Origin of the sequence: Paraburkholderia phytofirmans (assembly GCF_046028095.1) — a bacterium.
GTDB classification, from domain to species: domain Bacteria; phylum Pseudomonadota; class Gammaproteobacteria; order Burkholderiales; family Burkholderiaceae; genus Paraburkholderia; species Paraburkholderia phytofirmans_A.
The window spans coordinates 180,677-198,086 of sequence record NZ_JAQQDJ010000011.1 but is presented as its reverse complement, the minus strand read 5'-3'; the positions used below and the strand labels follow the sequence as shown (position 1 = coordinate 198,086).

Annotated in this window: 17 protein-coding genes; 11 read left to right on the top strand and 6 right to left on the bottom strand. The window is 63.9% G+C overall.

The window, feature by feature from the left end:
* Positions 1–31 precede the first annotated feature (31 nt).
* From PQR54_RS27955 to PQR54_RS27935, 5 genes are all read left to right on the top strand, one after another.
* Positions 32–901, top strand: coding sequence for an NAD-dependent protein deacetylase (locus PQR54_RS27955; RefSeq protein WP_408251369.1), 870 nt, complete (start codon positions 32–34; stop codon positions 899–901).
* Positions 902–930: 29 nt separating this feature from the next.
* On the top strand, positions 931–1,536 hold the full coding sequence (locus tag PQR54_RS27950; RefSeq protein ID WP_408251368.1) for a pyridoxamine 5'-phosphate oxidase family protein: 606 nt from the start codon (positions 931–933) through the stop codon (positions 1,534–1,536).
* 25 nt (positions 1,537–1,561) lie between these two features.
* Positions 1,562–2,194 (top strand): DUF938 domain-containing protein, encoded by a 633-nt coding sequence (locus PQR54_RS27945; protein ID WP_408251366.1) that lies wholly within the window; start codon positions 1,562–1,564, stop codon positions 2,192–2,194.
* Positions 2,195–2,371: 177 nt separating this feature from the next.
* Complete coding sequence (gene gnd, locus PQR54_RS27940) at positions 2,372–3,781, top strand: NADP-dependent phosphogluconate dehydrogenase (RefSeq protein WP_106282432.1); 1,410 nt, start codon at positions 2,372–2,374, stop codon at positions 3,779–3,781.
* Between the two features lie 267 nt (positions 3,782–4,048).
* Entirely contained in the window at positions 4,049–4,366 is a 318-nt protein-coding gene (locus PQR54_RS27935) for a DUF4148 domain-containing protein (RefSeq protein ID WP_408251364.1), read from the top strand.
* Positions 4,367–4,673: 307 nt separating this feature from the next.
* Here PQR54_RS27935 and PQR54_RS27930 read toward each other — a convergent pair whose 3' ends face one another.
* Complete coding sequence (locus PQR54_RS27930) at positions 4,674–4,994, bottom strand: hypothetical protein (RefSeq protein ID WP_408251362.1); 321 nt, start codon at positions 4,992–4,994, stop codon at positions 4,674–4,676.
* A 251-nt stretch (positions 4,995–5,245) separates the two neighbouring features.
* On the opposite strand from PQR54_RS27930, the gene PQR54_RS27925 reads away from it, so the two are divergent.
* The 3 genes from PQR54_RS27925 to ltaE all read left to right on the top strand — a co-directional run bounded on the left by PQR54_RS27925 (position 5,246) and on the right by ltaE (position 7,647).
* Positions 5,246–5,557, top strand: a complete 312-nt coding sequence (locus tag PQR54_RS27925) for a cupin domain-containing protein (RefSeq protein ID WP_408251649.1) — start codon at positions 5,246–5,248, stop codon at positions 5,555–5,557.
* Positions 5,558–5,712: 155 nt separating this feature from the next.
* Entirely contained in the window at positions 5,713–6,489 is a 777-nt protein-coding gene (locus PQR54_RS27920; RefSeq protein WP_408251360.1) for a peptidoglycan DD-metalloendopeptidase family protein, read from the top strand.
* Between the two features lie 150 nt (positions 6,490–6,639).
* Complete coding sequence (gene ltaE / locus PQR54_RS27915) at positions 6,640–7,647, top strand: low-specificity L-threonine aldolase (protein ID WP_408251358.1); 1,008 nt, start codon at positions 6,640–6,642, stop codon at positions 7,645–7,647.
* Positions 7,648–7,766: 119 nt separating this feature from the next.
* Here ltaE and PQR54_RS27910 read toward each other — a convergent pair whose 3' ends face one another.
* Positions 7,767–9,134 (bottom strand): MFS transporter, encoded by a 1,368-nt coding sequence (locus PQR54_RS27910; protein WP_408251356.1) that lies wholly within the window; start codon positions 9,132–9,134, stop codon positions 7,767–7,769.
* A gap of 737 nt (positions 9,135–9,871) precedes the next feature.
* Between PQR54_RS27910 and PQR54_RS27905 the strand changes: the two genes are divergently transcribed.
* A complete protein-coding gene (locus tag PQR54_RS27905; protein WP_408251354.1) occupies positions 9,872–12,325 on the top strand; it encodes a glycogen/starch/alpha-glucan phosphorylase in 2,454 nt (817 codons plus the stop codon).
* A gap of 121 nt (positions 12,326–12,446) precedes the next feature.
* Here PQR54_RS27905 and PQR54_RS27900 read toward each other — a convergent pair whose 3' ends face one another.
* The 4 genes from PQR54_RS27900 to PQR54_RS27885 form a co-directional block, all read right to left on the bottom strand.
* Positions 12,447–13,538 carry a hypothetical protein gene (locus tag PQR54_RS27900; RefSeq protein ID WP_408251353.1) on the bottom strand — a complete coding sequence of 364 codons (1,092 nt, stop codon included), beginning with the start codon at positions 13,536–13,538 and terminating at the stop codon, positions 12,447–12,449.
* A gap of 253 nt (positions 13,539–13,791) precedes the next feature.
* Positions 13,792–14,151, bottom strand: a complete 360-nt coding sequence (locus PQR54_RS27895) for a hypothetical protein (protein WP_408251351.1) — start codon at positions 14,149–14,151, stop codon at positions 13,792–13,794.
* Positions 14,152–14,327: 176 nt separating this feature from the next.
* Positions 14,328–14,717 (bottom strand): DUF6232 family protein, encoded by a 390-nt coding sequence (locus PQR54_RS27890; RefSeq protein WP_408251349.1) that lies wholly within the window; start codon positions 14,715–14,717, stop codon positions 14,328–14,330.
* Positions 14,718–14,811: 94 nt separating this feature from the next.
* Entirely contained in the window at positions 14,812–15,315 is a 504-nt protein-coding gene (locus PQR54_RS27885; RefSeq protein ID WP_408251347.1) for a hypothetical protein, read from the bottom strand.
* On the opposite strand from PQR54_RS27885, the gene PQR54_RS27880 reads away from it, so the two are divergent.
* Positions 15,271–17,061, top strand: coding sequence for a serine hydrolase domain-containing protein (locus PQR54_RS27880; RefSeq protein WP_408251345.1), 1,791 nt, complete (start codon positions 15,271–15,273; stop codon positions 17,059–17,061). The two genes, PQR54_RS27885 and PQR54_RS27880, sit on opposite strands and share 45 nt — an antisense overlap.
* Positions 17,062–17,186: 125 nt before the next feature.
* A complete protein-coding gene (locus tag PQR54_RS27875; RefSeq protein WP_408251344.1) occupies positions 17,187–17,408 on the top strand; it encodes a hypothetical protein in 222 nt (73 codons plus the stop codon).
* The last annotated feature ends 2 nt before the right edge of the window (positions 17,409–17,410 follow it).

Here is a 17,410-nt window from a genome sequence, read left to right as displayed (position 1 = left end):
GCGACCGCCGCAGCCCTTCACCATGCCCGTCATGACCGACCTTCAGCCCGCGCCTCTCGAACCCCTCAACGACTCACACACGCTGGACGACCTGCATCGCTTCGTGCAGCGTTATCCGCGGCTGTTCGTGCTGACCGGCGCGGGCATCAGCACCGACTCCGGCATTCCCGGCTATCGCGACGACAACGGCGAATGGAAGCGCTCGCCGCCTATCACGCTGCAGGAGTTTCTCGGCACGCTCGCCATGCGCCAGCGCTACTGGGCGCGCAGCATGGTCGGCTGGCCAGTGGTCGCGCACGCGCAGCCCAACGCCGCGCATATCGCGCTGGCGCGGCTCGAAGCGGCCGGCCACGTGCCGACGCTGGTGACGCAGAATGTCGACGGCCTGCATCAGCGCGCGGGCAGCCGCGAGGTGATCGAACTGCATGGCGGCATAGACGGTGTGACGTGTCTGGACTGCGGCACGCAGCATTCGCGCGCGTCGATCCAGCAGAAGCTTGAAGCAGACAATCCCGCGCTCGTCGACGTGACCGCCGAAACCGCCGCCGATGGCGACGCGCATCTCGAGTGGCACGATCTTGGCGGTTTTCGCATTCCGTCGTGCTCGAACTGCGGCGGTCTGCTGAAGCCTTCGGTGGTGTTCTTCGGCGAGAGCGTGCCGAAGGAGCGCGTGGAGGCGGCCTCGCACGCGCTCGACGCGGCGGACGCCGTACTGGTGGTCGGCTCGTCGCTGATGGTTTATTCCGGCTACCGTTTTTGCGTGTGGGCGCAGAAGCAGGGCAAGCCGGTCGTCGCGATCAATCTCGGGCGCACGCGTGCCGATCCGCTGTTGTCGCTGAAAGTCACGGCGCCTTGCGCGGAGACGCTGACCGCGCTGGCCGGCCGGCTTGCTCTGGATTGAACGGCCACACCAACAAAAAAGGAATGCCGATGTTGACGACGATCGCACAGCTCGAAGCCCTCTACGGTCAACCGCACGAGCGCGCCGTGCGCAAAGAGATTGACCATATCAACGAGGACTACCGCGCGTTCGTCGAAGTCGCGCCGTTCGCCGTGCTCGCGACGGCCGGCCCGGAAGGCCTCGATTGTTCGCCGCGCGGCGACGCGCCGGGCTTCGTGCGTATCGTCGACGAACGCACGCTCGCGTTGCCTGACCGGCTCGGCAACAATCGGCTCGACAGCTTGCGCAATATCATCGTCGAGCCGCGTCTCGCGCTGCTGTTCATCATTCCCGGCGTGGGCGAAAGTTTGCGCGTGAACGGCCGCGGCCGTATTACCGACGACCCGCAATGGCTGGACAGTTTCGCCGTCGAAGGTAAACTGCCGCGCACCGTGCTGCTGATCGACGTGGACAGCGTCTACTTTCACTGCTCGAAAGCATTGGTGCGCTCGAAGCTGTGGGACCCGGCGCATCACGTCGAACGTTCGCGGCTGCCGAGCGCGGGCGAGATTCATCGGCGCATCAATGGCGCGCAGTTCGACGCGGCGACCTATGATCGCGAACTCGCCGAACGCGTGCGTACCACCCTCTACTGAAACCGAAGCAGAACCGAAGCTGAACATGACCGATTCCCAACCGGCGCTGCGGCAACATTCGCCATCCGCCGAACGCAACCGCGAACCGATCCTCGCGGTGTTGCGCGCGGCGCTGCCGGCAAACGGCCGCGTGCTCGAAATCGCGAGCGGCACCGGCCAGCACGCGATCTGGTTCGCCCGCGCGATGCCCGGACTCGACTGGCAACCGAGCGACGCCGATGCCGGCGCACGCGATTCGATTGCCGCGTGGGTCGCGCACGAAGGGCTCACGAACGTGCGCGCGCCGCTCGCGCTCGACGTGCATCAGCCGGACTGGGGCGTGGACACGCTCGACGCGGTGGTGTGCATCAACATGATTCACATCTCGCCGTGGAGCGCGGCGCAGGCGTTGTTCGCGGGCGCGGGGCGCCGTCTCGTCGATGGCGGTGTCCTGTACCTGTACGGCCCATACAAACGCGGCGGAGCGCATACTTCTCCGAGCAACGATGCCTTCGATCAGCAGTTGCGCGGCCGCGACCCGCAGTGGGGCGTGCGCGACATGGAGGAGGTCGTGGCGTTGGGCGCGTCGGTCGGACTGGTGTGCGAGGAGCCGATCGCGATGCCCGCCAACAATTTCAGTCTGGTGTTCAGGAAACACGCGGACGCGACGCAAGTCTGACGACGTTAAGCGCGGTTAAACGCGGGTTCACTGCAGGTTCGACGCGGTGGAAAACGCCGCCCGTTGCCCGCCAACGAGCGGCAAGCTGGCATTTCTTTTATTCTTTCACCCTCGACGTTGCGCCGACGTTCTTTCCGGCGCGGCGCTACGACATTTTTTGGACTCTGGAGAATTCACATGGGCAAACAGGCAATCGGCGTGGTGGGGCTGGCGGTCATGGGCCGCAATCTGGCGCTCAACATCGAGAGCCGCGGCCACGCGGTGTCGGTGTACAACCGTAGCCGCGAGAAAACCGACGAACTCATCGCCGAATATCCGGACAAGAAGCTGGTGCCGGCTTTCACGCTGGAAGAATTCGTGGAGTCGCTGGAAAAGCCGCGCCGCATTCTGCTGATGGTGAAGGCCGGCGAAGGCACCGACGCCACGATCAACCAGTTGAAACCGCTGCTGGACAAGGGCGACATTCTGATCGACGGCGGCAACACACATTTCACCGACACCATCCGCCGCAATCAGGATCTGGCGAAGTCCGGACTGCACTTTATCGGCACGGGCGTGTCGGGCGGTGAAGAAGGCGCGCTGAAAGGTCCGTCGATTATGCCGGGCGGCCAGCGCGATGCGTACGACCTCGTGGCCCCGATCCTCACCGAGATCGCCGCGAAGGCGCCGGACGGCGAACCGTGCGTCGCCTACATGGGACCGGACGGCGCGGGCCACTTCGTGAAGATGGTGCACAACGGCATCGAATACGGCGACATGCAGTTGATCGCGGAAAGCTACGCCGTGCTCAAGCAGGTGGTCGGGCTGTCGAACGAAGAACTCGGCAAGGTTTACACCGAGTGGAATCAGGGCGAGCTCGACAGCTACCTGATCGAAATCACCTCGAAGATTTTCAGCAAGAAAGACGACGAGACCGGCAAGGATCTGGTCGACGTGATTCTCGATCGCGCCGCGCAGAAGGGTACGGGCAAGTGGACCAGCCAGAACGCGCTCGACCTCGGCGCGCCGCTGCCGCTGATCACGGAAGCCGTGTTCGCGCGTGTGCTGTCGTCGCTGAAAACCCAGCGCGTGGCCGCGAGCAAAGTGCTGGAAGGTCCGGCGGCGAAGCCGCTCGGCGCCGAGCGCGACGCCTTCATCGAATCGGTGCGCCGCGCGCTCTATTTCAGCAAGGTGATTTCGTACGCGCAAGGGTTCGCGCAACTGCGCGCGGCGTCGGAAGAGTACAAGTGGGATCTGGATTACGGCACGATCGCGAAGATTTTCCGCGCCGGCTGCATCATCCGCGCCCGCTTCCTGCAAAAGATCACGGACGCTTATACGAAGGACAAAGCGATCGCCAATCTGCTGCTCGATCCGTATTTCCGCGACATCGCCAAGAATTATCAGGCGGCGTTGCGCGAAGTCGTGGTGGCCGCGGTCAATGCCGGCGTGCCGGTGCCGGCTTTCGCGTCGGCGATCGCGTATTTCGACGCGTATCGTTCGGAACGTCTGCCGGCAAACCTGGTGCAGGCGCAGCGCGATTTCTTCGGCGCGCATACGTTCGAGCGCATCGACAAGCCGGGCAGCTTCCACGCGAACTGGAGCTGAGCGTTTGAATCACGGCCCGGCGCGCCCTTGCAGCAAGGCGCGCCGGGCCGCAAAGGCGCTTCAAATTTGCGACAGTCAATTATTGCTGAAAGCCGTCGGCCAGATCGGTCTCTATAGCGGCCCGTCTACTACTGTTGCGAAATTCGAAATAGAGTTTCGTCGTTTTAGGGGTTTCCCCTAGGTGTCGTCCCTCCTAAACTTCTACTTAAGCGCTACGGAACAACAAATCCGCGGCGAATTACAAAACAAGTTCTGGAGGTTCACATCATGAAGGCTCTTATCTCTGCAGTCGTAGTCGCCGCCGCTCTGGCCGCTCCTGTCGCTTCGTTTGCTCAATCGAATCAGCCGGTTACGCGCGCTCAAGTGCGCGCTGAACTGGTTCAACTGGAAAAGGCCGGCTACAACCCGATCGGCGATCAGGTCAACTACCCGGCTAACATCCAGGCCGCGCAAGCACGCGTCGATGCGCAAAACGGCACCGCTCAAGCTGTGAACAGCGGCTACGGCGCACCGATCGCCGGCAGCTCGCAAGCTGGCCGCCCGGTAAGCAGCAACGACCGTAACTCGGTCTACTTCGGCAACTAATTTGCGCCGAAGTTGAGGCAAACGCTGCCTGATTGTCTGGCGGCAAGCAAATGAGAACGCCGTCCGGATTGCCGGGCGGCGTTTGTCGTTTACGGCGCGGTTGGGGCAGCGGTATCTGAGTTGATGCCGCGTGCGCGCTCGCTTACGCGCGGTTTTCATTGGACGACCGGCATTGGCGACGCGGGAGCGGCGGGACGAGCGGTGAGCAACACGTGGCGGACCGAAGGTGCCGCTGAACGGACGCCGAAAGGTGCGCGGCGCGGGATGCAGCCCGGATGTAACCCGGATGCAATCCGCCAGTGCGGCCCTAATGCAGCGTGCGATGCCGGCGGCCTATTTCGTCGAATAATGCGCGGCTGGGTTCGAGGGCGAGCAGCCAGGACTCGTCATAGCCGCTCAGATTGTCGAGCGCCTCGCGCAGCCGCTCGATCGCCACAGCGGGGATTTCGACGCTCGCCTCCACGCCGCTCGACAATCCCGCGATGCTGGCCAGTTGGACGAGGGCGTCGGCGGCTTCGGCCACGTCGGCGGCGAACACCAGATGCGTGTTCAGCAACTCGACCAGACCGGGCGACGCCGCGACATCGTCGACGTTGAGTTGTACGGCCAGAAAAGTGGCTTTGTTCATTCTCAAGTCCCTCGCAGAATTCAGACGTTTTGCTTTCGGCGCGTCGGGGCGGCAAGAACGAGTATAGGCGAGGGCCTCGTGGATTCAATGCTCACACAAATCGCCGCGTGTTCCGCCGGCGGCAGGCATGCCGTCCAGCGCACCTATAATGGGGCCAGCCGGAGACCGGCTCCCGCGACTTTTGGCCGCCCGCCGTGCCCAACGGATCGTACGCCATGCCGGCGCCGTTTTCTCTCAACTGCCTCGTGACCATGAAGATCATTCGCAGCAAGAATTTCACCGCGGAGCGCGCCTGGGGCGCGCTCGATATCGCCAACATGGGCGGCATCACGACGCGCCTGCATTGGACCGATCAGCCTTATAAGTGGCATGTCAACGACGGCGAGGAAGTGTTCGCCGTGCTCGATGGCCGCGTCGAGATGCGTTATCGCGAAGGCGGCCTCGAACAGTCGGCCATTCTGGAGACGGGCGACGTGTTCTACGCTTCGGTCGGCACCGAGCATGTGGCTCATCCGATCGGCGCGGCGCGCATTCTGGTGGTCGAGGCGGAAGGCAGCGTCTGAATCCTGGCGGACGGCCGATGCCATGCCGGCGCGGTTCTCACCGCGCACGGCGGCATAATGGAGATCCGCTGCCGTGCTCTAGAGACGAGCGGCACGGCAAATGCTAGGGCACCGATTGAATCCGATTGATCGAACCAAGTGTCGAGGAAAATCACATGACAAGACCATGGCAATTGACGGGGACCCGGTTGCTGGCAGCGGCGGCGCTCGGCGTGATATTCAGCGGCTGTACGACCATGCCGTGGGACAGCACGCCGTTTTACAGCAGCACACCTTCCCGCCCGACCACGCTCAGCACGGTGCCGGTTCCCGCCGGCTTCTACCGGGTCAATCCGGGCGACACGATCGGCGGGATTGCGTCGGCATATGGCCGCAAGCCGCAGGAGATCGCGGCGTGGAACGGCCTCGCGGCCAACGCCGCCGTCACCCCGGGACAGGTGCTACGAGTGTCTCCGCCGATGGCCTCGGGCAGCGTCGTAACGCCGCCGGTCGCCGTCGGGCCGAACGGTTCCGCCGCGCCCGGCGTGCCCGGCGCGCCCACGGCAGCCGCCGGACCGCAGCAGGGCGTATTGCAATGGCCGGTGCGGGGGCCGATATTGAGAGCCTTCGCGCCGGGTAAGTCGAATGGCATCGTGATCGGCGGCCGGGCGGGCGATCCGGTCAAGGCCGCCGCTACCGGCCGCGTGGTGTACGCCGGCACGGGTATCGAAGCGTACGGCCCGCTCATCATCATCAAGCACGACGACTCGCTGATCACCGCTTACGGGCAGAACAGCACGCTGCTCGTCAAGGAAGGCGACGCGGTCGCGCAGGGGCAAACCATCGGCGAAGTCGGTGTGGATAGCCGCGGGGTGGCGTCGATCCAGTTCGAGGTCCGCCAGAACGGCCAGCCGGTCGACCCGCTCGCGTGGCTGCCGAAGTCGGGCGGGTGAGGCTTCTGTCCCCGCGCGATTTCAGCGCCCCGTTAATTGAATATACTGTGTGGCTGAACTGCCGGCGCCGTTGCCGCCCGTCGATTCCGACGGTGCGGTGCGTCGACCGGCTCGCATAGGCTGTCATTCACAGACGCACAGGGACACACAATGATCGATTTGCGCAGCGATACCGTAACCCGTCCAACGCCGGCGATGCTCGCGGCCATGTCCGCCGCCGAAGTCGGCGACGACGTCTGGGGCGACGACCCCACCGTGTTGCGTTTGCAGGCCACGGTGGCCGAACGCACCGGCAAGGAGGCAGGCCTGTTCTTCCCCAGCGGCACGCAAAGCAATCTGGCGGCGTTGATGGCGCATTGCGCGCGCGGCGACGAATACATCGTCGGCCAGTTGGCGCACACGTATAAATATGAAGGCGGCGGCGCGGCGGTGCTCGGCAGCATCCAGCCGCAGCCGCTCGAAAATGCCGCGGACGGCTCGATCCCGCTGGAGAAAATTGCCGCGGCGATCAAGCCCATCGACAACCATTTCGCGCGCACGCGGCTGCTGGCGCTGGAAAACACCATCGGCGGCAAGGTGCTGCCGGTGGGGTATGTCGCCGAGGCGGTGCAGCTTGCGCGTCAGCGCGGCCTGTCGGCTCACCTCGACGGCGCGCGTGTCTACAACGCGGCGGTCGCTTCGAACAAGCCGGCGGCGGCGTTGTGCGAGCCGTTCGATTCGGTCTCGATCTGTTTTTCGAAGGGACTGGGCGCGCCGGTCGGGTCGGTGCTGGTCGGCAGCCGGGCACTGATCGACGTGGCGCACCGCTGGCGCAAGGTGCTGGGCGGCGGCATGCGTCAGGCCGGCGTGCTGGCGGCGGCTTGCCTGTACGCGCTGGATCACAACGTCGAGCGCCTCGCCGACGACCACGCGCACGCCGCGCATCTGGCAGCGGGTCTGGAAGCCATCGATCAGGTCAAGGTGCAGTCGGTCGCCACCAACATGGTGTTCGCGCAGTTTCCGCAGCAGCATTGCGCGCCGCTCGAAGCGTGGCTCAAGGAGCGCGGCATTCTCACGCAGATGCTGTACGCGTCGCGATTCGTGACGCATAAAGATGTATCGCGTGGGGATATCGATACGTTTATCGCAGCGGTGAAGGCGTATTTCGCGGCGCGGTAAAGCCGAATGCCGAAGGCTAGGCGGCTGCGACTAACGCCGCAAAGCAAGGCAGCAGAACAAATCTGCAACCCAGCAGCAAACCAAAGCGGACGCACTGTCACCTCAGCGCGCCCGCTTTTTTATTTCATCGATGCCTTCGCATGCACGCCCGACCGATGCGACGGCGCCAGCAACCTGAGCCCGCTCGCGAGGCTCGCCGCGCCCGCAAAGAAGGCGCCGGTACTCAGCGCCAGCGTCGGCCCATGCCGCCCGGCGATCCCGAAGCTCAACGCGACCAGCGCCGCACCGGTGGTTTGCCCAAGCAGCCGCGCAGTCGCGACGATGCCGCTCGCGCCGCCGCTGCGCTCCGGCGGCGCGCTCGCCATCAACGCCTTCAGATTCGGCGACTGGAAAAACCCAAAGCCCGCGCCGCAAACCGCCATGCGTATGCCGATGTCGAGCACGTGCGGATGCACCGGCAGAAGCGCCAGCGAAGCCATCCCCGCCGACATCACCGCGAGACCGATCGCGCCGAGCAGTCCGGGCGGATAGCGGTCGGACAAGCTGCCCGCCAGCGGCGCGGCCAGCGCGACCACCACGGGCCAAGGCGTCATCAGAAAGCCGGTTTCCACCTGGCTGCGATGCAGCACGTCCTCGAAGTAGAACGGCAGCGAGACGAACGCCAGCCCTTGCGCGGCGAACGAACACACGGCCGTCACCGCCGACAACGCGAACACCGGCCGCTTGAACAGATCGACGGGCAGCATCGGCGCGGGATGGCCCGCTTCGCGGCGAATCAGCAGGAAGCCGAACACCAGCGCAATCGCCGCCGCGCTCAGCACCAGTTGTGTCGACGCGCGCTGGGCCGCCTCGCCGAGCGCGAAGATCAACGCGGCGAAGGTAATGACGTTCAGAAGCGCCGCGACCGGATCGAAGTTGTGCTTGCCGCGCTCGGTGTGCGGCAACGCCGGCCAGGCGAAGCCCAAAGCCAGCAGGCCGAGCGGCACGTTGACCGCGAACAGCCACGGCCACGCGGCCACCGACAGAATCAGCGACGCCACTGTCGGCCCGACCGCGAACGACACGCCGACGATCAGCGCGTTGGTGCCGAGACCGCGTCCGAGCCGGTGCGGCGGATACAGATAGCGGATCAGCGCGGTATTCACGCTCATGATCGCGCTCGCGCCGAGGCCTTGCAGCACGCGCGCGGCGGCCAGCAGCGGCAGAGTCGATGCCAGCGAGCACGCCAGCGACGCCAGCGTGAAGAGCGCAATCCCGCCGATATAAATCCGCCGATGCCCGACGATATCGCCGAGCGCGGCGAGCGGCAGCAACGTCGCGACCATCGCGAGCTGATACGCATTGATGATCCACACCGACGCCGCCGGCGCCGCATGCAGGTCGGCGGCGATGGCGGGCAGCGCGGTGTTGGCGATGGCGGTGTCGAGCGTGGCGAGCGCGACGGCGAGCATGATCGCGGCCATCGCGCGGCGGTTGGCGGCGGACATCGGGACGTCCGCGGGAAAAGGGTGGGCGGCGCTGGGTTTGTCGGACAAGGCGGTGGCTCGTCGGGTTGAGCATGCCCGCGTGCAGCCGGGCGAGTCGAGGCGCGCGGCGCGCGAGTGGCAGAGGTTGCGGGACGTGAGACGCGCGTGGCCTGAATCCGGCGTTAGAAGCATTTCAGGCGGCCGCGCGGCGAATGTAGCGATTGTTACAGAGACGCGGAAATCGTGCTGGGACCCGGGCGGGGAAGGGCGTCGATCACGCCGCCTCTAATGCAACTAACGGTCAAGTCCGCGCACCGTCCGCGAACTGGCCCGCGCTCGTGTTGTCACACGCCATTCCGGCACAACCGCTTAGCAGACGAGGCGCTCCGATTTGACCACGCATCGAGCCACCTGCTCATTCATCCGCGCGTCACGCGGCGAAAAAATAATTGCGTTGCCTTCCATCCAATGCGCATTGAGCGTTTCGCAATCGTTTGCCTGTTTTGCGCAGCCGATGCACGCGCGCAGTGCCGCGCACACATGGCTTGCACCTCGCGCGTGCGAAAGCGTGCGAAAAAACCCCGCCCCGGCCGATGTCGGCGGGCATGGCATGTGCGTAACCAGCCGTTCGCGTCCGCCGGTGTCCGGTGGCCTTAAAATGACCTACTCTGTTTCTTAACCCGCTTGACCGGCTCGCGCCTCCCGCCCGTCATCTGTGCGGTCCGCGCATGTCGCGTCACACTTTCCCGGAGGCTTCGATGACAGCCGTCGATCTGGAATTCGACCAGCTCAACAGTACCGTCGACGCGCTACGGCGCTCAATTTCCAATCGCATGATGTACGGCGTCGGCAAGGACGCCGTCACCGCGCATCCGCATGACTGGCTGCACGCCGCGGCGCTTGCCGTGCGCGACCGGCTGGTCGCGCGCTGGATGAAGACCACGCGCCTGCAATACGAACAGGACGTCAAACGCGTCTACTACCTGTCGATGGAGTTCCTGATCGGCCGGACCTTTACGAACGCCTTGCTTGCTCTCGGCATCCACGACCAGATGAAGGAAGCGCTGGCGAGTCTTGGCGTGGATATGGATGCGCTGACCGAAATCGAGCCCGACGCCGCGCTCGGCAACGGTGGCCTTGGCCGGCTCGCGGCGTGCTTTCTCGATTCGATGGCGACGCTCGGCATTCCGGGCTTCGGCTACGGCATCCGTTATGAATACGGCATGTTCCGTCAGCAGATCGTCAACGGCGAACAGGTCGAAGCGCCGGACTACTGGTTGCGCGCAGGTAATGCGTGGGAGTTTCCGCGGCCGGAAGTCACGTACATCATTCACTTCGGCGGCCGTACGGTGCAGCGCGGCGAACACGTGGAATGGATCGACACCCAGCACGTGAACGCTACCGCCTACGACACCGTGATCCCAGGTTACGCCACGGACGCGACCAACACGCTGCGCCTGTGGTCCGCGCGCGCGACCGAAGAACTCGATCTCGGCGCGTTCAATCGTGGCGACTACCGCAATGCGGTCGACACGAAGAACATGTCGGAGAATGTCTCGCGCCTGCTGTACCCGGACGACTCGACACCGGCCGGCCGCGAGCTGCGTTTGCGGCAGGAATACTTCTTCGTCTCGGCGACCATGCAGGATCTGATTCGCCGCTATCAGCGCACGCACAGCACGTTTGGGCGCTTTTCCGAAAAAGTGGCGGTGCATCTGAACGATACGCACCCCGTGCTGGCGATTCCCGAGCTGATGCGTTTGCTGGTGGACGTCCACCATCTGCAGTGGGACAAGGCGTGGAAACATGTCACGCAGATCTTCTCGTACACGAACCACACACTGATGCCGGAGGCGCTCGAAACGTGGGACGTCGAGTTGCTCGCGCGGCTGTTGCCGCGCCATCTCGAGATCATCTTCGAGATCAACGCGCAGTTTCTCAAGCATGTGAGCGAGCAATCGGGTCATGACGCCGAGATGATCCGCCGCATTTCGCTCGTCGACGAATACGGGCAGCGGCGTGTGCGTATGGCGTATCTGGCGATCGTCGCGAGCCACAAGGTCAACGGCGTGTCGAAACTGCACTCGCAGTTGATGACGCGCGATATCTTCGCGGACTTCGCGCGAGTCTTTCCGGACCGCTTCACCAACGTCACGAACGGCATTACGCCGCGCCGCTGGCTCGCGCAGGCGAGCCCGTCGCTGTCGTCGCTGATCGATCAGCAGATTGGCAAACACTGGCGCAGCAATCTGTTCGAACTCGAGCAGCTGCGCAACCTGCGCACGGACAGCGGTTTTATTGAGGCCTTCCGTGAAGCCAAGCGGCAGAACAAACTGCGGCTCGTGCACCGTCTCGCGCATCACACCAAACTGCATTTCGATCCGGATGCGCTGTTCGATCTGCAGGTCAAGCGCATTCACGAGTACAAGCGGCAACTGCTCAACGTGCTGCATGTGATCGTGCGCTACAACCAGATTCGCGCGAATCCCGAGCGCGACTGGGTGCCGCGCGTGGTGATGTTCGCCGGCAAGGCCGCGTCCGCGTATCGGATGGCGAAGACGATTATCAAACTGATCGGCGACGTGAGCGAGAAGGTCAATCACGATCCACTGGTCGGCGATCGCCTGAAAGTGGTGTTCGTGCCGAACTACGGCGTGAGCGTGGCGGAGCTGATCATTCCTGCCGCGGATCTGTCGGAGCAAATCTCGATGGCGGGCACGGAAGCGTCGGGCACCGGCAACATGAAACTCGCGCTCAACGGCGCGTTGACGATCGGCACGATGGACGGCGCGAATATCGAAATCTGCGACGCGGTGGGCCGCGAGAACATCTTCATCTTCGGCCATACCGCCGACGAAGTGGACAACCTGCGCGCCACCGGCTACCGGCCGCGGCAAATCTACGAAGAGAACGCGGAACTGCGCACGGCGCTCGACCAGATTCGCACGGGCTTCTTCTCGCCGGACGATCCGCTGCGTTTCTCGGATATTTTCCACACGTTGGTCGATTGGGGCGATCACTACATGGTGCTTGCCGATTTCGCCGCGTTCGCCAAGGCGCAAGACGAAGTGGACGCGCGCTTCGTCGACAAGCGTGCATGGACGGAAAGCGCGATCGAGAATGTGGCGGGCATGGGGCAGTTTTCGTCGGATCGCACGATCGGCGAATATGCACGCAACATCTGGCATGTGAATCCGCTGAACATCGAATAGCGGAACGGTTGCTTCGTCCCAGCTCGACGTAGACGTGAAAAGGCCGTGCGATTGCTGGTGAATCGCACGGCCTTTTCATTGACTGATGCCGCAATTGATGCTGCAACTGATGCCGCAGCGGTTATTGCGCGAACTTCTCGACCTCGTTCGCGGCGCGCAGGCCGAGCTGGCCGTGCGGGAAGTCGAACAGCACGTCGATATTCTGCATGCCCATCAGGCCGATCACGATGCGCTCGGCGCCCGGTTTCGTCTTGACGATCGTCACTTGCGCGCCTTCATAGCGATGCACCCATTTACCGGTGCCGAGCGCCGCGTCGTAGTTGCCTTGATTGAGCACCTTGCCGACTTCGTCGTCGCCGGTCCAGTTCGGCGCCTTGTCCATTTCGATGCGAATCATGTCGGTGCTGGCCGTGGCGAACACCAGCGGCGCGCAAAAGGTCATCTTGTCGCCGACGTTGACGCAACCTCTCGGCCATTGCGCGGTGCCGTCCTGCAAGACGGTCATCGGCACCATGGTGTAGTCCTTCGTGAGCGCGCTCGACGGACTCAGCACCAGGTAAGGTTTCGCAAAGTTCGAATGCACCAGATAGCGCTGGCCGATATTGCCCGGCAACGCGCGCAGCGGTTGCGTGCAGCAGCTGTCGTCCGGTTGCGCCGCGCCGATGCCGAACAGACCCGAGAATGCCCAGCCGAATTCGCCGGTATAGCCGTCCATGCCCACGCAGCGCCGGGCGTTGGGCTGGCAGTTCACCGACTCGACGGCTTGCGCGTCGACCTGGGCCGGCTTCGTGCCCGCGAGGCTCATCGGCAGTTTTACGGCCGCGCCGGCGACTTGTGCGCCGTTCGCCAACGGCAGCGAACTCAGCGGACCGGCGTTCGGATAATTCGTGGCCGGCAGGACCGACTTCAGTACGCGCACGCCTTGCGTGCCCGTGTCCAGTGCCATATACACCGCCTTGCCGTCGAGCTGGATCGGCAGGCCGAGGCGCGCATGACCTGCGTCGACGCGCTCAATTTGCAGCGGTATCAGCAGGCCGTCCTGGCCGCCGTTGATCAGCGAGGCAGCCGGCGCGGGCGGCGTGGGCGTGGGAAAGGTCACGGCGCAGCCGCTGAGCGCGACGAGCGCACCGGTCACGACAAGCGCGGCCGCGCTGGAACGACGCCGGCTGAGGCGCAAATGCCGGCGCGCGGCATCGAGGGACGACAGGAACATAGATCACACGCTTTGCAAAGGGCGGGTCCCTGACGAAGGCGAGGCATTGCAAGCGGCGAGGCGGACAGCGCGAGCGGCAATCGCGCTGGATTGGCCGCGGCGTGATCGATAAAACCGGGTCGCTTGCGAACCTGCGGAAGGGAACACGCGATGACAGGAGCGGCGACTCTACATGGCCGCTCGAGTGCATCTGCAAAGATGTGTAAAGGCACGGGCGCGGCCGGCAACCGGGCCGTGCAAATGTCGATCTACATCAATAGTCGCGCGGACGCCGGATTACGGTAGCTTGCGCGCGGCCGAGCGTGGCGCGATCGAGTTTGACGGTCAGCAGGCCGATCACGTCTTCGAGAGTGCGCGAGGTGACTTCGACGCGGAACGTCACGCGCTCGCGTTGCTGGTCGATGGTGACGACATAGAGACGCAGGTCGTCGCCGAGCGCGGCGTGCAACGCGCGCCGTCCGTTGGCCGACGACGTGCCGGGCACGGTGACGTCGATGATGACGAGCGGCACGACGATATGCGTGCGGCGCGGCAGGCGCGGCGCTTGTGGCGTGCGCTGGGTGCGCGAGGTACGCGTGAGGGGAAGATCGGACGTAGCGGTGGACGTGTGCATAGGGTTGCGCCGACCCGGCGGGCGGCGCGCGTTGTTGACACCCGTCCACTCTAGCGACGCGCGTCTCAAGGACGCGCAAAAGCTGCCGCGCGGCGAATCAAAATTGTGTTAACGCGCGGGCTGCATGTGGCGTGCTATCGCGCCCAGATCGCGGCAAATAGCGCCAAACCGCGGTATCAAACCTTCGCCGCCGCGGCTGCGGCCTTCGCCTCATTCACGGCGACGGCGACGCGTTCGACGAACTCGCGATCGACGCTCATCAGCGCTTCGCGATCGCCGTTCGCCGTCTGCACCATCAGACGATGCGTGATGTCCTGGGTCAGCCAGGTGAGCCAGCCGACCACGGCCAGCATCGTGCCGCACACGATGCCCACGGGCGAGCGCAATATTGCGCCGACAATAACGCCGACGATGCCGACCAGCGAAATCGTGACCGGCAAGACCTTGTTTTTCGGCACGGTGACGACGCGCACGTCCACGATATCGCGCAGCGGAAAGACCTGGCCGGCGGACGAGAGTGCGTTGCGCGTGACCGACACGCCACGATCATTGAAGGGTGTTTCCATCGAGTCGAATGCAAGCGGGAGCAAAGGGCGCAGCGTACCAGAACTTCGGCTGACTAATGTTATGGGATTTTTTTCGGCCGCTGACGCGGTTTAGTTAAATCTGCTCAAACATACTTATCATGCGGATCATGGGAATCTGCGCATCGCGTGACATCCCTGGCGACGTAAAATGGTTGCGGGGGACGATCTCGCCGCCGGCTATGGCAACGTGGAGATCTTTCAGGGCGCGAGCTTGCATGTCGGCCCGACCGCGGGTAGGGTCGCCATGGTAGGCATCGGGGCTGACCTTGCGCTCGCCCCAAGATCGCCGGCCGGCGTGACGAGTCGAAAATTCTGCCCGGAGCGTGACGTCTCGCAGGCAGCAGCGTCCCAGTACGTCAGATCTATGAAGCTTGCCGTTGCCGCGTTGGCGACGCCGTGGTTGAAGAAAAGCGCTCTCTTGCAAGTTCTGGAAATCACAAGAAAGGGGAATGCCGTGGCCAGGTCCGATTGCAATCACGAGGATTTCTTTAGCGTAGGCCGGCGGCAGTTTCTCGGCTACACCGGCGCCGGAATGCTCGCAGCAGTGCTGCCCGGTTGCGGCAACAACGACATCCATTCGACGCCTTATCAGAAGACCATTGCGCTCGGCCAGCAGATGATCCAGCAGGCCGTCACCGACCCGTCGAATCCTGTGGCGGCGATCTCGGTCGCAATGGTCAAGGGCAACACCGTGGTCTGGCAGCAGGCGTTCGGGTTGGCGTCGGTGCCCGGGCAGATCAAGGCAACGCCGCAGACACGCTTTAACATCGGCTCGGTCAGCAAGTTGTTTCCGGCACTGGCGGCGACGATCCTCGTCGATCGCGGGCTGATCACGCTCGACACACCGATCGTCAAATATCTACCGACCTTCACGATGCTGTCGCCGGAATACGCGCAGATCACCACGCGTCATCTGCTGTCGCATGCATCCGGTCTGCCCGGCACGAATGGGCGCAATCTCTTCACGTTTCAGCCAGTCGCCGGCTACGCCGCCGACACGCAAGCCGAACTTGCCAACTCGCACCTGAAACATCTGCCCGGCGAACTGGCCGTCTACTGCAACGACGGCTTCACAATGGTCGAGCAGATCGTGCTCGCCATGACGGGCCAGAGCTTCGCGGACTTCGTCCAGTCGGCGATTCTCGCGCCGCTGAAGATGACCGACTCCAGCTATTTGACGGGCGTACCGTCCAGCGGATCGTTCTCGCTGCCGTACGTGAACGGCATGCAGCATCAGGAATTCGTCAACGCGTACGCGACCGGCGGACTGAGTTCGACGCCCACCGACATGATGAATCTGGCGCAGATGATTTACGGCGGTGGCGTGTTTCAGGGACAGCGCATTGTGTCCGCGGCGGGCATTGCGCAGATGGGTACGGACCAGACAAAAAGCCTGACGATCAACCCGTCGCCAGAATGGCGCTGGGGTCTAGGCTGGGACACCGTAGTACAGCCCGCACTCAACGCCGCAGGCGTGCTGGGATGGGAAAAGGACGGCGGCACTGCGTTCTACTCGACCGAATTTTTCGTTGTGCCCGACTCGCAGTTCGCGCTGCTGGTGACCGGCAACGCCGGCTACAACGCCCGCGCGATTGCCGAGACGCTGGTGCTGTCGGCGTTGAAGGAAGACGGCACGATTGCGTCGCTGCCAGCAAAGCTCGGTACCACGGCGCCGCCGGTCGCATCGGGGCCGGCCATTGCGAGCGGCGCGGGCATCTACGGCAATTCCGATTCGCCGTATCAGGTGCTCGCCAACGCGGACGGCAGTCTGCAGATCAACCAGTGGGACGCCGATACGCGAGGCTGGACGCAGATCGGCGGGTACCGGTACCGCACCGACGGCTGGTGGTGGAGCGATACCGATACGGCGTCGTATCGCTTCGCGGTCGTGTCGGGCAACGACAGTGAAGGAAGTGCGTTCAGCTATCGCTATCTGATGAAGCGGGTCGTGCCTGGCGCGGGCTATGCCTATCTGACGCTGCCGGTCGGTCAGCAACTGGCACCGCTGGCAGCGCTCGACAGCGCGTGGCAGCAACGCGTCGGCACGCAATGGACATTGACCAACGATTCGCCGAGCGCGGTGCCGATTGCCGTTCTCGGCAACCCGCCGGCGTTCTTCGCCACGCTCGCCGAACTTCCCGGCTACGTGCTGTACGGCAACGAAGACCTTCGCTATCAACTGTTCGTGCCGGAGAGCGATACGCTCGGCGGCATGTCGATCAAAGTGCCGGGCAATTTTGGACGCGACCTTTACGACATCCGTTTCGCGTCGGCCAGTGCGACGACGCTGACGATCGGCAGTTCGATATACGCGCGGATTTGACTGACACGCGCTCCAGGCCGCTCGGACTTCAGGATTTCTGGACCTTCCTCGTTTGTTAGGGGAAATCCTCCAGACTCCTTAAGCTTGCACCATCAAGGTTGGCTTTGCCGTGCCGTTACTCACTGATGACTAACCGGTACGACAGATTTGCAGACGAAGCATTTCCGAGCGAACTCGAGGCGTTCGCTTTTTGCGCGATGGTTGACACGATCCGAAAGGCTCAGGGGCGGGATGACCCGGCTGCATTCGAGCCAGGATCGCCGCAAAGGGCGCAGGCCGAGATCGATCTTATCCGCGACACGCTGCGGATGATGGGCATTGATCCCGACGGCAGCGATCTGTCATGAAG